This is a genomic window from Sorangium sp. So ce590, assembly GCF_051521365.1.
Taxonomy (GTDB): Bacteria; Myxococcota_A; Polyangia; order Polyangiales; family Polyangiaceae; genus Sorangium.
Genome location: NZ_CP150346.1, coordinates 3,088,367 through 3,106,267 on the forward strand (window position 1 = coordinate 3,088,367; position 17,901 = coordinate 3,106,267).

Below are 17,901 nucleotides of genomic sequence, written 5' to 3' on the forward strand. Positions count from 1 at the left end.
GCTGGCGCAGCAGGTGGGGGCCGACGTCACCATCCTCCACGTGGTCAAGCCGAAGCGCAGGTCCGACGACGCGCTGGTCGCGAGCGCGGTCGCCCGGGAGATCCTGCGGCGCGAGCGCGAGTCGCCCACCGCGCTGGGCAACGGGGTCGCGGTGCCGCACGCGATCATCCCCGGCGCGTGCTCCGCGGCCGTGCTCGCGACGCTGGCCGAGCCGCTCGCGGTGCGCACGCCGGGCGGCGCCCCGCTCCGGCTGCTCGTCGTCCTCGTCTGCGGCGAGGGCGGCCGCGCGCACCTGGAGCTGCTCGCCCAGGTCGCCAGGCTCGCCGGCCACGACGCCGCCGGCGTGCTGTGCGCCGCGCGCGACGCCGAGCAGCTCATCGATCAGCTCGCGCAGCTCGAGGCTGGCTGCGGGTGACGGAGGCGGTCCCCTCGGCGGCGCGCCCGCCGGCCGCCGTCACTTCACGCGGACGAGGCGCTGCACGACCGACGAGCCGCCGCGCGCGTCGCGCAGGACCGCGGTGAGCGTGGCGACGCCCGGCTCCGCCGGCGGGATCCACGTCACGGCGTGGTCGCCGAGGTCCCCCTTGGCCGCGTCGCTCACGAGCTTGATGCCCCGGTCGAGGTCGCCCAGATCGGTGAAGTAGTCGACCCAGACGATCTCCCTGAGCGTCTGCTGCTTCGCGTCGGGATCGGTCTCGGCCACGTTGTCGGGGATGATCGCGTCGAGCTCGTAGGCGCGGCACGCGGTGAACGGATCCTCCGCGCTGCACCCCGCCTCGCGCCGCTCCTCTCGGCCGATGAGGCAGCGATCGACGTTGGGGATCTCGGCGAAGTCCTCCGGCATGGGCTCGCCATCGAGGGTGAGCCCCAGGAGCTTCGGGTTCGCGTTCGCGCGGTTGTCCTTCTCCTCCTCGGCCTCCTCGAAGGCGTAGACCTGCGTGTAGCCGGGCACGAAGCTGTCCGGGCCGAGCCGGCGCCCGTCGGCGTCGAAGCAGGCGACGGGGAAGGTCCCGGCGCGCCCGGTGCCCTGGTCCTCCACGACACCGAGCGTCCCGGTGCAGGCGACGAAGAAGACATAGGCGCTCCCGGACGGCGGGCCCCCCGTGGCGGGCGCTTCGCGGCCTTCGAGGATGTCGTCCGAGATCGTGATCGTGTACGTGTCGCCGATGCCGGGGGGTACGCCGTTGAGCGCGGGCAGCGGGAGCGTCGGGTCGCCCAGCTCCTGCCATGCCTGGAGCTTCGCCGCGAGCTCTGCGAACTGCGGATAGCAGCCGTAATAGTCGTCGCCGATCGGGTTCTCGCACCCGCCGAACCAGTAGACCGAGACCGGCCGCGACCCTTCCTCGGGGCCGCCGAGCCCGTCCTGGTAATGGATCCGGAAGGTGACCTGAGCTCCGGGGTAGGCGTACGAGGAGCTCTCCGGTTTTTCTCCGACCGGGACGACGTCGGCGACCACGGCGAAGACGCGGAGCCCGTTCACGACGCTCGGCGGGTCGAAGCCCGCGACGCACCCGGACGAGATCGCCGGCGCGGCGAGCGCGCCCAGCGCGAGCGTCCCGAGCACCGCGCGACGCCACCCGCGCCTGCGACCCGCGCCCGCGCGCTTCACCGCGCCGCCCGCGCCGCTCATCGCTCGCGTCGCTCGCATCTCAGAACTCTCCTCGCAGCCCGAAGCTCGGCAAGACGGGCAGCCCTGTGACGTACTGACGGGCGGTATAATTGTAGTTGTACTGAATCGCTTCGCTGTTCGCGTTGTTGTAGACGTTCTGCACGTCGAGGTAGGCCGAGAGCTGCCAGCTCTTGAACTTCCACGACTTGTCGAGGCGCAGATCCAGCTGGTGGAACGGCGGGAGCCGCTCGCTGCTCGGGCCGGAGAACGGGATCGGCGTATAGGTCCCGGTGGGCGCGTAGAAGAGCGCGTTGGTGCGGTACGGGTCGCAGCTCTGCGCGTTGACGTTGCACACGTTGGGGGTGACCAGGTTGCCGGAGACCAGGCGGAACCGCGCGCCGAACTCCCAGCCGTCGCCCAGGCGGTAGCTGCCGAGCACCGTCAGGATGTGGGTCTGATCGAACGAGACGGGCCGCTCCGCCTCGCCGACCCCGGGCACCCGCGTGCTGCGCGACAGCGTGTAGGCGGCCCAGCCGAAGAAGCGATCGTCGGGCTTGTACTTGAGCAGGAACTCGCCCCCGATGACCCTGCCAGACCCGACGTTCTGGTAGTCGAGCTGGATCGACCCGGGTCGATTCACGCCGACGATGAGCTCGTCGAGCTGCTTGTAGAACCCCTCGGCCGACGCCTCGATGTTCCGGGTGATGTCCTGCTCGACGCCGGCCGCGTAGTGCAGCGCGCGGGTCGACTTCAGGCCCGGGTTGCCGAGCGGCGGGATGACCTCCTGGAACTGCGGCGGCTGATGGAACACCCCGACGCCGCCCTTCACCGTCGTCCGCGGGAACCCCTGGACCACGTCGAAGCGCCCGTTCACGCGCGGGCTCACGGTGGCCCGCTCGTTCAGGTCCTGGTAGTCGAAGCGCAGCCCCGGGACGAGCTTCGCCCGGGGGCTCGGGGCGAGCTCGAGCTCGGCGTAGGCCGCGGGGTAGAAGAAGCCGCCGGCGCGCGAGACCTCCTGGAGAGCGCGCGTCGAGAACGGCTGGTTCGGCGGCTCGCCGGGGCGGTTCGGCCCGGGGGCGCGGAGGTTCACCGCGTAGAGGCCGGCGAAGACGTCGAGCCCCGCGTTGAAGACCGCGCCCCTGGACAGCCGCCGCACGTACTCGAGGCGGCCGGAGAGCGTCTTGAGATCGAGCTGGAAGTAGATCGGCCCGATCCCGAAATCGGCGTCGTCGCGCGCGATCGCGAGCACGGCGTCGAGCCGGTCCCGGTCGGTGAGCTCGTGATCGTAGCGGAGCTGCAGGCGCTGAAACGCGGTGTGCAGCCCGACGTTGCCCGAGAGGGCCGGCTCGTTGGGCGCCGGGTCGCTGAGGAGCACCTCGAGGGCGTCGTCCGAGCCGAAGAACGTGAGGCGGAGGCGCGACGAGGGCGTCGGCTCGGTCTCGAGGAGGACCTGGTAGTCGTAGTAGACGGGCGCCTGCGTCACCCCCGCGCCCGCGGCCTCGAGCACCGGGCCGAACGACTCGCCGATGTAGCTCCGCCGGCCCGCCACCATGAAGCGCGTGTTCGCGAGGAAGGGCACGGGCCCCTCGAGCAGGACGCGCGCGTCGATGAGGTCCATCTGCGCGAGGCCGTGGAGCTTGCCGTCCTCGTTGGGCGAGCGCAGGGCGACGTCGACGATGCCGCCCTGCACGCGGCCGTACTTGGCGCTGAAGTTGCCGGGGTAGAAGTCGATCTTCTCCAGCATCTCGGTCGGCACGACCGAGGAGAGGCCGCCGAAGTGATAGATGAGCGGCACCTGCGTGCCGTCGACGAAGGTCTGCGTGTCCTGCGGGCCGGAGCCGCGCACGATCAGCAGGCCGGCGAGGGTGGGCGGGCGCGCCACGCCGGGCAGGTTCTGGAGCGAGCGCAGCGCGTCGCCGTTCGTGCCGGGGATGCGGTTGATCTCGCGCTGCTCGAGCGTGCGCTTCGTGACCTCGCGCGGCGGCCTGTCGCCGCGGACCGTGACCTCGAGGCCCTCGCCGCGGGGCAGGAGCCGGTACTTCACCTCGATCTGCTCGCCCGCGGCGATCTCCTCCTCGACGGAGAGCGGCTCGAAGCCGGGAGCGGCGACGGTGACCTTGTAGCGCCCCGGCGGCAGATCGACGAAGACGAAGGCGCCGCCCTCGTCGGTCGTGAGCTCCGGCGCCGCGGCGTCGCCGGCGACGCGCGCGACCGAGACGGTGGCGCCGGCGAGCGGGACGTCGCCGCCGCTGGCGAGCACGGTGCCGCGGAGGTTCTCGGCGGGCCTCGCCGGCTCGCCGGCGGCGGGCGGCGGCGCGGCCGTCTTCAGGGTGAACGAGTAGCGGTACAGGATGCGCGCCGCGGCGGGGGTGCCGTCGGCGCGGCGCGCCGGCTCGAACTCGAGCTTCTGGGCCGCGGCCACCGCCGACTCGTCGAACCCGTGCCCCGCGCTCTCGACGACGACCGCCTGCTTCACGCGCCCGTTGCGATCGATGTCGAGCTGCAGGGTCACCGACCCTTCGAGCCCCTGCCGCTCGGCCTCCGGCGGGTACGCCGGGGGCGTGTAGTTGAGCGCCCGCGGCGGCGTCGCTCGGCCCGCCGGCGCGGCCGCGGGGGCAGGGGGCGTGACGATCGCGCCGCCTTCGCCCCGGGGCACGCTCGTCGGGCCCGCGGGCGCCTGTGGCTCCCCCTGACCCTGCTGGCCTTGCTCCTGCTGCTGCGCGCGCGCCGCGGCGGGCGAGAGCGCGGCGAGCACGAGCGAGAGGAGCGCCGCGGCGCCCGGCCCGCGGTGGCCTCGCGGGGGCGGGAGGGGGCCGACGTCGGTGAGGGCGGAGGCGGGCTCCTGCGTCATCACGAGGTCACACCGGGTCGCGCCGCTTGAGCACCACGCAGAGCGTGACGAGGAGGAGGAGGGTCATCCCGGAGAGCACCGCATAGGGCATCCAGGTCTGATCGTACGTGGTGAAGCCCCACGCGCCCGCGTAGTTGTCGGCGGCCATCTGCGCGATGGCGCACTTGAACTTGCCGCCCTCGATGAAGTCCGCGGCGCTCGTGTCGGTGCGGTGCAGATCGATGACCCAGGCCGGGGCCTCCGCGGTCGCGAGGCGCTCGGGAGCGATCGCGCCCTCGAAGCCCCAGCGCGCCGGGATGATGTACATGAGCGGCCGGAGGTGCGGCACGGTCGTCATCGGCACCATGAGCCCGCCGAGGACGACCTGGGGGATGAGCGCGATCGGCGTGAGCGCCATGGCCGCCTCGGACGAGGCGACCACCGTGGAGAGGAGGAGCCCCATCGCGACGGCGCTGAGCGAGGTGGCGGTCAGCGCGGCGAGCTGCATGGCGAACGCCTCCATCCCGCCGTGGAAGCCGAGGGTGAAGAACACGATCGCGAGCAGGACGGTGCACTGGACGAGGCAGAACCCGGCGAGCAGCAGGTACTTCGAGAGCACGTAGTTGACGAGCCCCAGGTTGACCATGCGCTCGCGGAGGTAGATGGCCCGCTCGCTGACGATCTCGCGCGCCGCGTTCGAGGTCCCGAACCAGACCGCGGCGACGACGAGGAAGAAGATCGCCGCGGTGTGGTCGGTCGTGACCTCCATGCCCTTGATGACGTCGGTGCTCTGATCCGCGCCGCCCGCGCGGCGGCCGAGCTCCTGGAGGGCGCCGAGGCACCACGCCGGGATCGCCTTCTCCTGCCCGCCGAAGACGATCGCGAGGAGGATGCCGATGATCGGGGCCTGGAGGAGCATGATCAGCGTGCCGCCGATGTCGCGCTTCTTCACCTTGAAGTAGCGCGACAGGAGCAGGCCGAGCTGCCCCTTGGTCGTGGCGCGGCCGGCCGGGATGCCGCGCTGCCCCTGCCCGGTGCCGATCTCCCGCCGGCCGGAGTACATCCGCCGGTACGTCGGGTTGGCGTCGCTGAAGAACTCCTTGCGCCACTCGATGGCCGCGAGCCGCCTGGCCTCGCCGCGCGACACGTTCGGGTCCCGCGCGCGGAGCTGGTCGAAGATGGGCCGCTCGCGGAAGGCGAGCATCTCGAACATGTCGCGCGGGTTGTCGACGTCGTTGGGCTGGCCGTGCCGCTCCTTCCAGCTGCCGAAGAAGCGGTACGCGTCGGGCTGGGTCGGCCCGAAGAACATCGGGATGCCGCCGTAGCCGAGGATGAGCGTGTGGCTGAACTTCTCGAACTCGTCCTTCGCCGGCTGGTGGATCGTCATGATGATCGTCTTGCCGGTGGCCTTCGTGAGGTCGTGCAGCAAGGTGATCAGCGCGGTCGTGTCGTCGGCGGCGAGGCCCGAGGTCGGCTCGTCGAGGAAGAGGATGACCGGGTCGGTGACGAGCTCGAGCGCGATGTTGACGCGCTTGCGCTGCCCGCCCGAGAGGATCTTGTTCTCGGGCTTGCCGATCTGGAGGTTCTTGACGCCCTCCAGCCCGAGATCCTTGATGGTCTGCTCGACGCGCGCGTCGATCTCGGCCTCGGTGTAGTCGGGCGGGAGGCGGAACTTCGCGCTGTAGCGGACCGCCTCGAAGACGGTGAGCTCCGGGTGGACGAGGTCGTCCTGCGGCACGTAGCCGATGGAGCCGCGGAGCGTGTCGTAGATGTTGTAGAGGTCCTCGCCGTTGATGCGGACGACGCCGCTCGTCGGCGGCAGGTAGCCGTTCAGGGTGAGCAGGAGCGTCGTCTTGCCGGCGCCCGACGGCCCCATGAGCGCGATCATGTCGCCCGGCAGCGCCTTGAACGACACGTTGTCGAGGAGCGTCTTCTGCTCCTGGGGGTTGTCCCTGTCGGGGACCTGGAGGGCGAGGCTCCACGCCTCGATCTCGTAGAGCGGGCGCCCAGCCCAGCGATCGGCGGAGTACTCTTCCTGGACGACCTCGACCGCGCCTGCGCCCCCCATCTCGATCTGGAGGGGCATGGGCCCGATGTAGATCTTCTCGCCGCTCTGGACGGCGATCTTCTGGCCGGGCGCGATGCGGTTGCCGCGGACGTAGGTCCCGTTGGCGCTGCCGCAATCCTCGACGTAGAGCTGCCCGTTGATCGAGTGCAGGAGGGCGTGGTGGCTCGACACCTGCGGGTGGGCGAGCACGATGTCGTTGTCGGGCGTGCGGCCGATCCTCTTGACGTTCGACCCGGCGCCGGAGAAGTCGAGCTGGCCGAGGACCGTCTTGTTCTTCCGCCCGGGCGCGCCGGCGGCGGGCAAGGACGACGCCGCCTGCGCGGGCTGCTGCGCGTAGCCGCCGGCGGGCTGCGGCGGCGGCGCGTAGCTCCCGGGGATGGGCTGCTGCGACGGCGTGTAGCCGCCGGCGGGCTGCGGCGGCAGGGCGCTCGTGCCGGCGATGGCGCCCTGCGCGGCGGGCAGCGCCGACTGCCGGGCCGCCTGGGCGAGCTGGACGAGCAGGCTGACCTGGACCGGGACGGGCCCGAAGGCGATGGCGCCCTGCGGATCGATCGGCGTCGGCGCGCCGGGGGCGATGCGCTGCGCGCCGACGTAGGTGCCGCTCGTCGAGTTGTGGTCGATGACCATCATGCGATCGAGCGTGACGGTGGCGTGCTGGCTCGAGACGCTCGGGTGCTGGAGCACCAGGGAGGCGCGCGTGGGGTCTCGTCCGATCACGACCTGTCCGGGCGCGGGCGCGAGCGACCCGGGCGACGCCATCATCAGCGTGATGGCCGGGTGGTTGAGCGGCACCGGCGTCTGCGCGACGACGAACTGGGTGCGGAAGTCGAACGGGAGCTGCTCTCCCGGCGCGAGGGGCCGCCCGTTCGCCGATGCAGGCCCTTGGCCGCAGGCGAAGAGCAGCTTTCCACCACCCTGGTTGATGATGCGCGCGTGCTCGGGCAGGACGCCGGGAGCGACGAGCACCACATCGCAGGTGGGGGCACTGCCGATCGTGATGCTTTGCTTGCCTAGCCCCGGGATCATGCGGGCCGCGTTTCACCACAGGCGGTTGGGGAGAGCAAGGAAAGAGGCGCGTCGTGCCCGCGGCGACGGCGCCGCGCTGCTCGTGATCGTGTGCGGGAGGGAGCGCGTGACGCGCGACGCGCGCGGCGGGACGATCTCGTCTGCCGGGCGAGGAGAGCTTCAGAGCGGAGCGTCGTGACGGCCGGTAGCCGGGCGGCTCAGCGCATCACAGGTCGAGGAGCATGAAGCCGGCGCGGACCTCCTCGAGGGAGGGCATACGGGTCGACTGGGGCTCGTCTTCCATCTCCGTGGGCGTGCCATCCATGTCGTGTCCGTACTCGAGCTCTTGATCTCCAGGCATGGAGGAACCTCCGGAGAGCTAGGCTAATCCGGAATCTGGTCCATCTTCAATTGCATTCCGCGGCCGAGATCGTCGCGCGGCGGTCATCCGTTCGTGTTGGTGCGTGGGGACGTCGTCGCGCTGTCGCGCTCAGCCAGCGGCGAGCTTCCAGAGCAGGAGGGCGACCAGCACGACGATCACGACCGAGAGCGAGGCGATGAGGGCGATGTAGACGCCGCGCGAGGCGCGCACGGTGCTCGGGACGCCCGATGCCGTGGACGAGGACACGGGCCCGGAGAAGCTCGGCGCTGGAAGGGCGCGCGGCCCGGCCGCGGCATATCCAGGTGCGTGCGGCGGGGCAGGGGCGAGGTGCGGAGCGGCGGCGGCAGAGGGACCGCCCGGCGCCGCTGCGTGGTGCCCCGAGAAGGCGACCGAAGCGGGAGGAGCGTCCTGGTCGATCGGGTGGGGCGATGGGCCGAAGGCGGCGCCCGGGTGAGGCGGGGCGCCCGGGTGAGGCGGGGCGCCCGGGTGAGGCGGGGCGCCCGGGTGAGGCGGGGCGCCGAAGGAGCCCGGGTGAGGTTGCGGGCCGAAGGCGGCGCCGGGATGAGGCGGGGCGCCCGGGTGAGGCGGGGCGCCGAAGACCCCCGGCGGAGGCTGTGCGCCGTAGCCGGCGCCGGGACGAGGCGGGGCGCCCGGGTGAGGCGGGGCGCCGAAGGCTCCCGGCGGAGGCTGCGCGCCGTAGGCGGCGCCAGGCGGGCCCAGAGCGGCGCCCGGGTGAAGCGGGGCGCCGAAGCCTCCCGGGGGAGGCTGCGGACCGAAGGCGGCGCCCGGGTGAGGCGGGGCGCCGAAGCCTCCCGGGGGAGGCGGCGCGCCATGGGCCATCGGAGGTGGTGCGGATGCCGCGGGAGCGCTCAGCGGAAGGGGGGACAGCACGGCGCGCGCATCGGGCGCGAACGTGTGAGGCACCGGCGCAGGACTTCCCGGCACGGTCGTGGGCAGCGGGTGGACGGAATCCATCGCTGTCGGACTCACGGCAGGCGCGCTGTCGGCGGCGGTCGGGCGCACCGCCGGCGCGCCGTGCGCGATCGTTGGCGCCACGGCGGGCGTGTGGTCGGCGGCGGTCGGGCGCACCGCCGGCGCGCTATCGACGGTGGTCGGGCGCAGCGACGACGCGCCGTGGGCGGGTGCTGGCGCCACGATCGGCGGGTTGTCGGTGGCCGTCGGGGTCAAAGCGGGTACGACGTCGGTGGTCGTCGGGGTCACGGCGAGCACGCCGTTGATGGCCGTCGCGGCCGCGGCGGGCACGCCGTCGGCGGCCGTCGAGGCCAGGGCGGGCACGCCGTCGGCGGCCGTCGAGGCCAGGGCGGGCACGCCGTCGGCGGCTGCCGGGTCCGCGGTGATCGCGCTGCTGGTGGACCCCGGACGCCGCGCCGGCGCGCCGGTGGTGCCCGTCGGGATCACGGTCGTCGCGTCGCTGGCGGACGCCGTATGCCGCGCGGGCGCGCCGGTGGTGCCCGTCGGGATCACGGTCGTCGCGTCGCCGGGGGACGCCGGGCCTGCAGCAGGCGCGCTTCCAGCGGTCGCCACGCCCGGCGCCGGGGCGCCGTGGCCGTGGGCGAGCAGCGCATCCGCGGCGCTCTGCGGGACGCTCGCCGCCCCCTCGGGGCGGGTCATCGCGACGGTCTCCTGCGGGCCCGAAGCGCGCGCCTGGTCGACGCCGTCGCCGTCGCCGCCTGCCCCTGGCGGCCCGTGCGCGATCGTCAGCGAGCGGCTGCCCGTCTCGATCACCCGGACCATCTGGACGGTGATGTTGTCGTGACCGCCGCGGTGGTTCGCGAGCTGCACGAGCATCCTGCATGCGTGATCGACCGAGCCCGACGCGAGCGCCTGCCGCGTGCACCCGAGGATGTCCCCGCTGAGCACGAGATCGGTGAGGCCGTCGCTCGCCTGGATCAGCACGTCGCCCGGATACAGCTCCATCGGCTCGGGTCGAACCTCGACCTCCGCCTCCGGTTTCATCCCGAGAGCGCGCGTGATCTTGTTCGCGTCGGGGTGGCCGATCGCCTGCGCCTCCGTGATCATGCCCGCGTCGATCATCCCCTGCACCATCGAGTGGTCGCGCGTGAGGGGGTAGATCTGCTGGCTCCGGATCACGTACGCGCGGCTGTCGCCGACGTGCGCGACGTCGACGCCGCGATCGTGGAGGACCATCGCCACGACGGTCGAGCCCGGGCGGACGCGGTTCTCCGCCGGCCCGCCCAGCTGATAGACGCGGCGCGCCGCCTCCTCGATCGCGGCCTTGAGCGCCGCCCTCGGATCGACGGCGGCCGGCGTCTGCTCGATCACCTCGAAGATGGTCTGGATGGCGGCGCGGCTCGCCTCGCTGCCCCCGTAGTGCCCGCCCATGCCGTCGCACAGGACGCAGAGGTGACCGAACCTGGTCTCGGCGTAGCCGCACGCGTCCTCGTTGACCTGCTTGTTCGGGTCACGACCCGCATCGCTGGCCTGGGCGAACTCGATCTTGAGGCGCGGAGAGGACTCGGTCGGGGGCATCATGGGGGGGGCGTCGCTTGGGGCGTGAGGCCGGGGCCCCGGACACGCTACTCCAAACGGACGTTGAACTCGACGGGGCCGAACCGCAACGAGGCGCCGGGCGGCACGGGCGTCCAGACGCCGGCGGCGACGCGCTGACCGTGCACATAGGTCCCGTTGTTGGAGCCCTCGTCCCGCACGAACAGCTGACCGGCCTCGAGCTTCACGCTCGCGTGGGTGCCGGACACACGCGGCTCCGCGAGCGCGATCAGGCACGAGGCGCCGTCGCGCCCGGCCCGCACCTCGGCGCCGGGGTGCACGGTGAAGATGCCCGCCGCGCCCGAGAGCGTCGCCCGGCTGACGCCGCCCGGGGGAGGCGCCATCATCGGCCCGCCGCCATAGCCGAAGTCGCCCGGCGGAGGCGGCGCGGGTGCGTAGGGCGGAGGCGCCCCGCCGCCCGCCACGATGGGCCTCGGGGGCGCCGCCGCCGCCGCGCCGCGTCGCCGGCCGCCGCCGCCGCCGCGGAAGATGGAGACGAGCAGCAGCACGATGACGACGCCGCCGAAGGTCACGCCGGCGATGAGCAGGTACGGCAGCGGCGCTTCCTTCGCCTTCAGCGTGAGGATCTTGTCGGCCGTGACCGCGCTCGTGCGCCGCGCCTGGTTGTCGTAGACGATGAGGCGCGCCGTCATCTGGTCGCCCTTGCCCACGAGGAACTTGTCCGTGTCCGGCAGCTCGAACTCGACGACGCTGTCGCCGGCCGAGATCGCCTTGCCGCGCATCCCGCTCTCGATCAGCGTCCGCTGGGCCTTCTTCGCGTCCTCGAGGTTCCCGCCCTGCAGCGACTGCGGCGCGGCCTGGTTCTTCGGGACCATGTAGATCTCGGCCCGCTGCGCGTTGCCGCCCCAGCAGAAGTTACCGAAGATCTTGACCGTGCTGCCGGGATGGATCGGCGACTTCTTCGCGGCGCGATCGGTCGCGTCGCGGTCGATGTCGAGCGGCCACGCGGTGGGATCGATGCCGACGGGGACGTTCTGGAACGTGGCGTCGCCCGCGATCGGCGGATCCGTGTTGATGAAGGCGAGCTTGAACGTCTGCGTGATGCTCGGCGCGACGCAGGAGACCCGCCACTTCACGATGTGCATCTTGTTGAAGCGGGTGCGGATCGCGTTGACGATGTTGGCCGCGCGCCGCTGCTGGCCGTCGCGCACCACGCTGAAGAAGCCGCCGATCTCGGTGTTCGCCATCCCCTCCATGAACTCGCGGGCGTTCGCGGTGAACTCCTCGACGAGCCGGCTCGGGAACCAGATCGAGATGACGGGCACCGGCGTCTTCGGCAGGACGTCGTTGTTCTCGGGGAACCGCCCCTTCGTGAGGTAGTCCCGGAGCAGGTTCGACGCCGCGGCGGTCGAGCTCGGATCCGCGCCGGCGGAGCCGTTCGAGAGGACGACCATCGCCTGGTGCATCGGCACCGGGACCCCCTGGCCGGCGTTGCCGAGCTCCTTGAACGCGTCGGTCGCGGCGTTCTTGATGATCGTGAAGAGCGGGCGCGTGCGCCCCTGCGTCGGGTAGGTGCGCGTGACGCCGCCGATGGCCTGCGCCGCCGTCTGCTTGTTGCTCACCCACTTCGAGTCCTCGACGACGCCGCGATCGTTGAAGAACATCACGTCGACGATGTCGTTCGGCTGCATCGCGTTCACGAACGCGCTCGCGACCGCCTTCGCCTCGTCGAAGCGGGTGCCCATGCTCGACGCGGCGTCGATCAGGATGAGCCACGCCGTGCCGACGCCCGGCTGCCCGGCGCTGTCGCCCCACCGGACCTTCGACTCGAACTTCGCCGGCAGGTCCGTGCCGTCGACCGTGACGGAGAAGATCGCGTTCTTGTCCGGGAAGTCGAACGACGAGTAGAGCGCCGACGGCTGCTCGATCGCGTCGGCGACGCAGTCGAGGTTCGCGTCGCCCGTGAGCGCGGCGCAGGTGCGGGTGATGTCGCTGAGGCGCTTGCTCTGCACGACCTCGAGCACGGTCGTGAGCACGGGCGACCCGTCCGCGGTGCTCGCGCGCGGGTCGATGCGGAGCACGTGCGCTTCGGGCGCGGCCTCGGCGCCGCGCGGTCCGCCGAGGAGCGCGAGGACAGCGGCCGCGAGCGCGAGCAGCGGAGCGCAGCGGAGGGGTTTGCCCCCGCGCCTGCCGCGACGGGCGGAGGCGCTCATGGAGTGGATGGGGCGAGTCGCGTCATGAGAGGGAGTCATGCGTGGGGATCTCCAGCGAGCGCGAGGGAGCAGAGGAGCGCTCCCCGCGCGAGCGGGGCGGCCGCCGCGCACTGGCGGCGGCTATCCGGTTGGTTTTCACGCAGCCTGACCGGGGCGCCAGGTGCCGGTGGAACGTCGCGAGGGAAGGGGGCCAGGCTCGGCAACGCCTCTCCTCGTGCGATGGGCCCGTCAGGCCCGCGTGGCCACGTTGAACAGGATGACGCTGAACCCGCCGAAGCGGATCTTGTCGCCATCGCGTAGCTCTCGTCGGCCCTGGAAGCCGACCGCCTCCTCGTTGTGGAACGTCCCGTTGGTGGAGCCGAGATCGGCGAGGACGAGCCGGCCGTTGTCGATCTCGATCGTCGCGTGGTGCGTGGAGGTCGTTCCGTGGGCTATCTCGATGTCGACCTTCTGTCCTGTCTCGGCGCGGCCGACGACGTTCTTGCCTTGCCAGAGCGGCCAGAACCGACCGAGCGGGTCGTCCTGGAAGCTCACGAGGAAGCCGGCGAGGGCGCGTCGGTCCTGCCCGATGGCCCTCGGCGACGCCGGCGTGGACGGGTGCACAGCCGGAGGGGCGGACATGTACTGAGGCGGCGGCGCCGGCTGGGGCATGTGCTGCTGGGGTGGAGGAGGCTCGCCGTAGCCCCCCATGCCGCCCCCCTGCTGCACGGGCGGGGGCGCGGACGGCCCCGGGTAGCCCCCCATGCCGCCCCCCTGCTGCACGGGCGGCGGCGCGGACGGCCCTGGGTAGCCCCCCATGCCGCCCCCCTGCTGCACGGGCGGCGGCGCGGACGGCCCTGGCTGGTTTGGCGCGTGCGTCGTCTGGTTGAAGGCGTCGCCGCTCATCTGGATACCGTCGAGGGCGATCGGGTGGCCTCCCTCCATGCAGAACGAGCCGCCCGCCGGGATCGCGTGTCCCTGTACGCAGCGCGCGCCCTGCGGCTGCGGAGGAGGACCGAAGCCGGGCCGCGGGGAGCCGGGATAGCCGCCCTGCTGCTCCGGGAAGCCCGGGGCCGAGCCATAGCCGCCGCCCTGCCCGCCGTAGATCGGCGGCTCGGGCGGGAACGGAGGTGGCTTCAGCGGCAGCGGAGGAGGTGGCGGGGGAGCGCCGTAGCCACCGGGCTGCGACCCGAAGGGCGGCGGGGGGCCGAAGCTCGACGAGCCGCCCTCGGGCGCCGGCGGGAATCCGGGGGGCGAACCTGGAGGAGCCCCGAAGGGAACCGGCGGAGGCGGACCGAAACCACCGCCCGGTGAGCCGAAGTTGGGAGGCTCAGGGGGCGAGCCGAAGCCCGGTGCAGGAAACGGCGGAGGAGGAGGCGGCGGCGGCGGAGGCGGCGCCCCGAACGCTCCGGGCCCGGAGGGAGCGAGCGGCGAGGCGCACACAGCGCAGAATTTATCGGCGGGGGTCGCGGGCGCACCGCAACGCGGACAGAGCATGGTGATCCTTCTCGGGTTTCGCGGCGCCGCGGCGCCGCCGCCGCGAGCATACCGTGGGCGCTCGGCCGAGGATCAAGAAGAAGTATGCGGGAATCCTTGCTGGCGGCCGACAATGCGGCACGCACACGCCTGCATGCAGCGCCGTTCGGCGCGCGCCGGCTGCAGCGCTGCGCCATGGACGCGCCTGCTCGCGCGCTGCGGGCCAGGGGGCGGCTGCCACCTGGCCATCGGCTCTGCGGGAGCGCGCTGCGTCTGTCCGCGCGGCCGGGACGCCGGCCTGCGAGGCTCAATCCTTCGCGTCGCGGACGCGGGCGGCCTTGCCGGCGAGGTTGCGCAGGTAGAACAGCCGCGAGCGGCGGACCACGCCGCGCGAGACGATCTCGACCTTGTCGATGCGGGGGCTGTGGAGGAGGAAGATGCGCTCGACACCGATCGTGAAGCTCACCTTGCGCACGGTGAACGTGCTCCGGACCCCGGCGCGGTGGCGCTTCAGCACCACACCCTGGAACACCTGGATGCGCTCCTTCTCGCCCTCGACGATCCGGTAGTGGACGCGCACCGTATCGCCGACGCGGAAATCCGGGATCCCCTCGCGGAACAGGGGCGCTTCGATCTTCGCGAGGATGTTCGAGGTCTGCATGGTCGGTCAATCCTTCAAAGGGTCGGGGATCCGTCTTCGCGGTCCCGTGCTCAGGGGGCAGGGCCGCCGCCGTTTGTGGACTGCATCCGGCGGAGCGGGGGCCGCGAGCGGCCCGGTGCTTCACGCCATGACGCAGATGCTTGCCCGGTCGCGGTTCCGGAAGCATGGGCGCGAGCTCGGCCCGCGCACCTCCCCGGGGGGTACCGGAGAGGTGCGGCATTATGCATGCGGGCGATCCGGTGTCAACGCCGGCAACGGCGCAACTGCGCGCTCTCGCGCGGCTCTGCGCGCGAGCTCTCTGCTTCAGCGGCGGACGGGGATGATTTGCACGCGGCGGGCCTCTCCCTCACCGTCGCTCTTCGTGACGACGCCGGGGAATTTCGCCAGGGCCAGGTGGACGACGCGGCGATCCTGCGGGTTCATCGGCTCGAACGTGATGATCTTGCCCTCCTCGACCGCCTGCTTGCCCAGGCGGCGCGCCATGGACGAGAGCGTGTCCTCGCGTCGTTGCCGGTAGCCCTCGGCGTCGATGATCACGTGGCGCCGTTTCTTGCCCGGCCGGTTGATCACGCGGTTGGCGAGGAACTGCAGCGCCGCGAGCGTCTGCCCCTTCTTGCCGATCACGCGACCCGCATCCTTCCCCTCGACCTCGAGGCGGATCTCCTCGGGCGGATCCTCCTCCTCGTTCTCGAGGAGATCGACGGTGCAGTCCATGCCCATCGACGCGAGCACATCGATGACGAAGTCGAGCGCGATGTCGGCGCGTCCGTCCTCCTCGAACTCGGCCACGTCGCCAGCGCCCTGCGCCTCTGCATCGACATCCGCCGCGTCGATTCCCCTTTCGGCAGCTTCACTATCCACGGACACGTGCTTTTCCCTTTCCGAGAGCAGGCGCCGACTTGTCGTCGCCCGGAGTCTTCTTCGTCGCGGATTGGGGCTCCGCGCTCGCGATCTCTCGCACCTCGATACCGGCGGCCCGTTCGTCCCTCGCCTTCAGGTACCGCTCGACGAGCAACTGCTGGCCGATGCCGAGCCAGGTGTTGGTCAGCATGTAAACGCCGAGGCCGGCCGGGAGGAAGAGCATCATGGCGGTGAAGATGCCGGGCATCAGGTACAGCATCATCTTCTGCTGCGCAGGGTCGCCCTGCGGGGGCATGAGCTTCTGCTGGATGAAGCTCGAGGCGCCGAGGACGATGGGGATGATGAAGTACTTGCCCGGGGCCGACAGGTCCGGGATCACGGGGCCGAACGGGGTGTGGTAGAGCTCCACCGCGGTCTGGAGCGCGGTGTAGAGGGCGAACCATACCGGCATCTGGAGCAGCATCGGGAAGCAGCCGATGACCGGGTTGGCGACCTTGTTCTTGCGCCAGAGCTCCTGCATCGCGAGGCCGCGCTGGGTGGCGTCGTCCTTGTACCTCGCGTTGATCTCATCCATCTCCGGCTTGAGCTTGCGCATCGCCGCGGCGCTCTTGATCTGCTGGATGCTCAGCGGGAAGAGCAGGAGCCGGACGGTGATGGTGAGCAGGACGATGGCCCAGCCCCAGCTGCCCACCGCGCCGTAGAGGACATAGAGATACGAGACGAGGAGCTTCGCGATCGGCGAGAACCAGCCGAGGTTGATGACCTCGCTCGCTCCGTGGTCCACGGCGGCGAGCAGGTCGCGCTCCTTCGGGCCGGTGAAGGAGAGGACCTTGTAGGTCACCGCGCCGCCGGGCGCGAGCTCGTGCTCGGGGTAAGCGAGCCGCGCGCGGTAGACGTGCCCGAAGGTCGGGTCATTGCCCTTCTGCTGGAACTTCGACGTGTCCCAGATCTCCTCGATCTGCGTCTCGGCCACGGGCTTCCCGGGCCCTTCCAGCGGGATCGCGATCTTGCTGAAGTAGCTGCTCGCGACCGCGGCAAACCGCGCGTTGCCCGGCGTGCGCCGCCAGCGCTCGGCGGTGAACTCCTTGTCCTCGAAGTCCTTGGGCTCGAAGGCGTCGGGGTGCTGCCGCTCGGTCGTCTGATCGGTCGAGGCGACCGTCTCGGTGATCCACTCCGAGAGCAGGCCGAGGTGGCCCTCGGTTTCCTTCTGGGTTCGCCACGAGGTCTGCTCGACCGCGAACCGGTGCTTGCGCGGCTCCTGGCCGGCGTTCTCGACCGTCAGTTGCAGCGAAAGCTCGTAAGGGCGCCCGGAGGCGGCGACGACCTTGGTCAGCCTCGTCGTGTCGTCGGTGTAGGTGAAGGTGCAGCTCTTGCCGTCCTGCGCCGAGAGCTTCCAGTCGAGGTCGTGGAACGGCACCTGCTGCGCGTTGCCGCCCGGCAGGCGCAGGTCCGTCCTCAGGGGCATCCGCGACTCGAGCGAGGTCGTGACCAGGTCCATCGGCCTGTGCTCGCCGTTCCCCGTCGTGTACTTCGGGTCGGTCATCCAGAGGTGCCGGACCGACGCGCCCCGCGTGGAGAGCTCCGCCTTGAACCGATCTCCGTCGATGACGCACGCCTCCGCGGGGGCGCGCTCCGCGGGGGCGGTGCTGTCGTTCACGTCGAGCGGCTGGAACTGTTCCGCGCTCTCACCGAAGAGGAGCGGCTTGCCGAACTGGATGAACAGGATGATGGCGAGGCCGAGGAACAGCCATTTGGCGATATTGCTGCGTTCCATGAAGTCCTTCGTCGATCCCAGGATCTCGAGCCGCGCCCTTCGCTGCTGGCGCCACGTGACGCCTCACGAGGCTGCCCAGCGTCGCTTCGGACGGGCTTTGCTCCGCGGCTTGTCGGGCGCCGTGCCGCCGGGGCCTTGTCGATGGTCGAGCGGGATTAGTCCATGAGAGTGACCCGGCCGCTGAAGCCCGCTCGCCGAGGGGGCGAGGCGTGCGAGGCGAGCTCCGTGCCAGTAGCCGAACAGCGTGCCGTATCCCGCGGGTCAACGTCCCGTTGCGTCGGCGTCCGAGCCGCCGCGTCACGGGGAAGACGAGGTGGTGGCGGAGGGTCGAACCCGCCCGGATGAAACGGGTGACACCTACACAGTCGCTTGAGCGAAAGCAAGCTCCCCCGAAGCGCTCCGTGACCCAGGATGCAGGCGGCGGCGTAGCGCGAGCAGGAAGGCTCGAACCGGCAGACCGGGCCCATCAACGCCACGATGACCCTGGAGAGCGTCATCTGGTAGGCGCGGATCAGCGCGAGGAGGAGCTTCGCCAGCATGCGGTGACCCGTGA

At 71.6% G+C, this 17,901-nt stretch carries 12 protein-coding genes; 1 reads left to right on the plus strand and 11 read right to left on the minus strand.

Features of this window, described 5'->3' with window-relative positions:
• Positions 1-13 precede the first annotated feature (13 nt).
• Positions 14-415, plus strand: coding sequence for a PTS sugar transporter subunit IIA (locus tag WMF28_RS11820; protein ID WP_437602290.1), 402 nt, complete (start codon positions 14-16; stop codon positions 413-415).
• A gap of 39 nt (positions 416-454) precedes the next feature.
• Here the strand turns inward: WMF28_RS11820 and WMF28_RS11825 are convergent, their stop codons facing one another.
• The 11 genes from WMF28_RS11825 to yidD form a co-directional block, all read right to left on the minus strand.
• Positions 455-1,648 carry a hypothetical protein gene (locus WMF28_RS11825; protein WP_437602291.1) on the minus strand — a complete coding sequence of 398 codons (1,194 nt, stop codon included), beginning with the start codon at positions 1,646-1,648 and terminating at the stop codon, positions 455-457.
• 1 nt (position 1,649) lies between these two features.
• The gene (locus tag WMF28_RS11830; RefSeq protein WP_437604247.1) at positions 1,650-4,460 is read right to left on the minus strand and encodes a TonB-dependent receptor domain-containing protein; all 2,811 of its coding nucleotides are present in this window, start codon (positions 4,458-4,460) and stop codon (positions 1,650-1,652) included.
• A gap of 7 nt (positions 4,461-4,467) precedes the next feature.
• On the minus strand, positions 4,468-7,533 hold the full coding sequence (locus WMF28_RS11835; RefSeq protein ID WP_437602292.1) for an FHA domain-containing protein: 3,066 nt from the start codon (positions 7,531-7,533) through the stop codon (positions 4,468-4,470).
• Positions 7,534-7,738: 205 nt separating this feature from the next.
• Positions 7,739-7,873, minus strand: a complete 135-nt coding sequence (locus WMF28_RS11840; RefSeq protein ID WP_437602293.1) for a hypothetical protein — start codon at positions 7,871-7,873, stop codon at positions 7,739-7,741.
• Between the two features lie 129 nt (positions 7,874-8,002).
• The gene (locus WMF28_RS11845) at positions 8,003-10,408 is read right to left on the minus strand and encodes a protein phosphatase 2C domain-containing protein (protein ID WP_437602295.1); all 2,406 of its coding nucleotides are present in this window, start codon (positions 10,406-10,408) and stop codon (positions 8,003-8,005) included.
• A gap of 44 nt (positions 10,409-10,452) precedes the next feature.
• Complete coding sequence (locus WMF28_RS11850) at positions 10,453-12,597, minus strand: FHA domain-containing protein (protein WP_437602297.1); 2,145 nt, start codon at positions 12,595-12,597, stop codon at positions 10,453-10,455.
• A 228-nt stretch (positions 12,598-12,825) separates the two neighbouring features.
• Positions 12,826-14,073 (minus strand): FHA domain-containing protein, encoded by a 1,248-nt coding sequence (locus tag WMF28_RS11855; RefSeq protein WP_437602298.1) that lies wholly within the window; start codon positions 14,071-14,073, stop codon positions 12,826-12,828.
• Between the two features lie 286 nt (positions 14,074-14,359).
• Positions 14,360-14,713, minus strand: coding sequence for a 50S ribosomal protein L19 (gene rplS / locus WMF28_RS11860; RefSeq protein ID WP_437602299.1), 354 nt, complete (start codon positions 14,711-14,713; stop codon positions 14,360-14,362).
• A 303-nt stretch (positions 14,714-15,016) separates the two neighbouring features.
• Positions 15,017-15,574: a protein jag gene (locus tag WMF28_RS11865; protein WP_437602300.1), complete on the minus strand. Its 558-nt coding sequence runs from the start codon at positions 15,572-15,574 to the stop codon at positions 15,017-15,019.
• The gene (yidC, locus tag WMF28_RS11870; protein ID WP_437602301.1) at positions 15,567-17,348 is read right to left on the minus strand and encodes a membrane protein insertase YidC; all 1,782 of its coding nucleotides are present in this window, start codon (positions 17,346-17,348) and stop codon (positions 15,567-15,569) included. The genes WMF28_RS11865 and yidC overlap by 8 nt, the downstream gene beginning before the upstream one ends.
• A gap of 155 nt (positions 17,349-17,503) precedes the next feature.
• On the minus strand, positions 17,504-17,887 hold the full coding sequence (gene yidD / locus WMF28_RS11875) for a membrane protein insertion efficiency factor YidD (RefSeq protein WP_437602302.1): 384 nt from the start codon (positions 17,885-17,887) through the stop codon (positions 17,504-17,506).
• Positions 17,888-17,901 lie beyond the last annotated feature (14 nt).

Bases quoted from the DNA above. Each gene is read 5' to 3' on its own strand.
- WMF28_RS11835 (WP_437602292.1), bottom strand. From the start codon at position 7,533: ATGATCCCGGGGCTAGGCAAGCAAAGCATCACGATCGGCAGTGCCCCC.
- WMF28_RS11855 (WP_437602298.1), bottom strand. From the start codon at position 14,073: ATGCTCTGTCCGCGTTGCGGTGCGCCCGCGACCCCCGCCGATAAATTC.
- WMF28_RS11845 (WP_437602295.1), bottom strand. From the start codon at position 10,408: ATGATGCCCCCGACCGAGTCCTCTCCGCGCCTCAAGATCGAGTTCGCC.
- yidD (WP_437602302.1), bottom strand. From the start codon at position 17,887: ATGCTGGCGAAGCTCCTCCTCGCGCTGATCCGCGCCTACCAGATGACG.
- WMF28_RS11840 (WP_437602293.1), bottom strand. From the start codon at position 7,873: ATGCCTGGAGATCAAGAGCTCGAGTACGGACACGACATGGATGGCACG.
- WMF28_RS11825 (WP_437602291.1), bottom strand. From the start codon at position 1,648: ATGCGAGCGACGCGAGCGATGAGCGGCGCGGGCGGCGCGGTGAAGCGC.
- rplS (WP_437602299.1), bottom strand. From the start codon at position 14,713: ATGCAGACCTCGAACATCCTCGCGAAGATCGAAGCGCCCCTGTTCCGC.
- WMF28_RS11830 (WP_437604247.1), bottom strand. From the start codon at position 4,460: ATGACGCAGGAGCCCGCCTCCGCCCTCACCGACGTCGGCCCCCTCCCG.
- WMF28_RS11850 (WP_437602297.1), bottom strand. From the start codon at position 12,597: ATGAGCGCCTCCGCCCGTCGCGGCAGGCGCGGGGGCAAACCCCTCCGC.
- yidC (WP_437602301.1), bottom strand. From the start codon at position 17,348: ATGGAACGCAGCAATATCGCCAAATGGCTGTTCCTCGGCCTCGCCATC.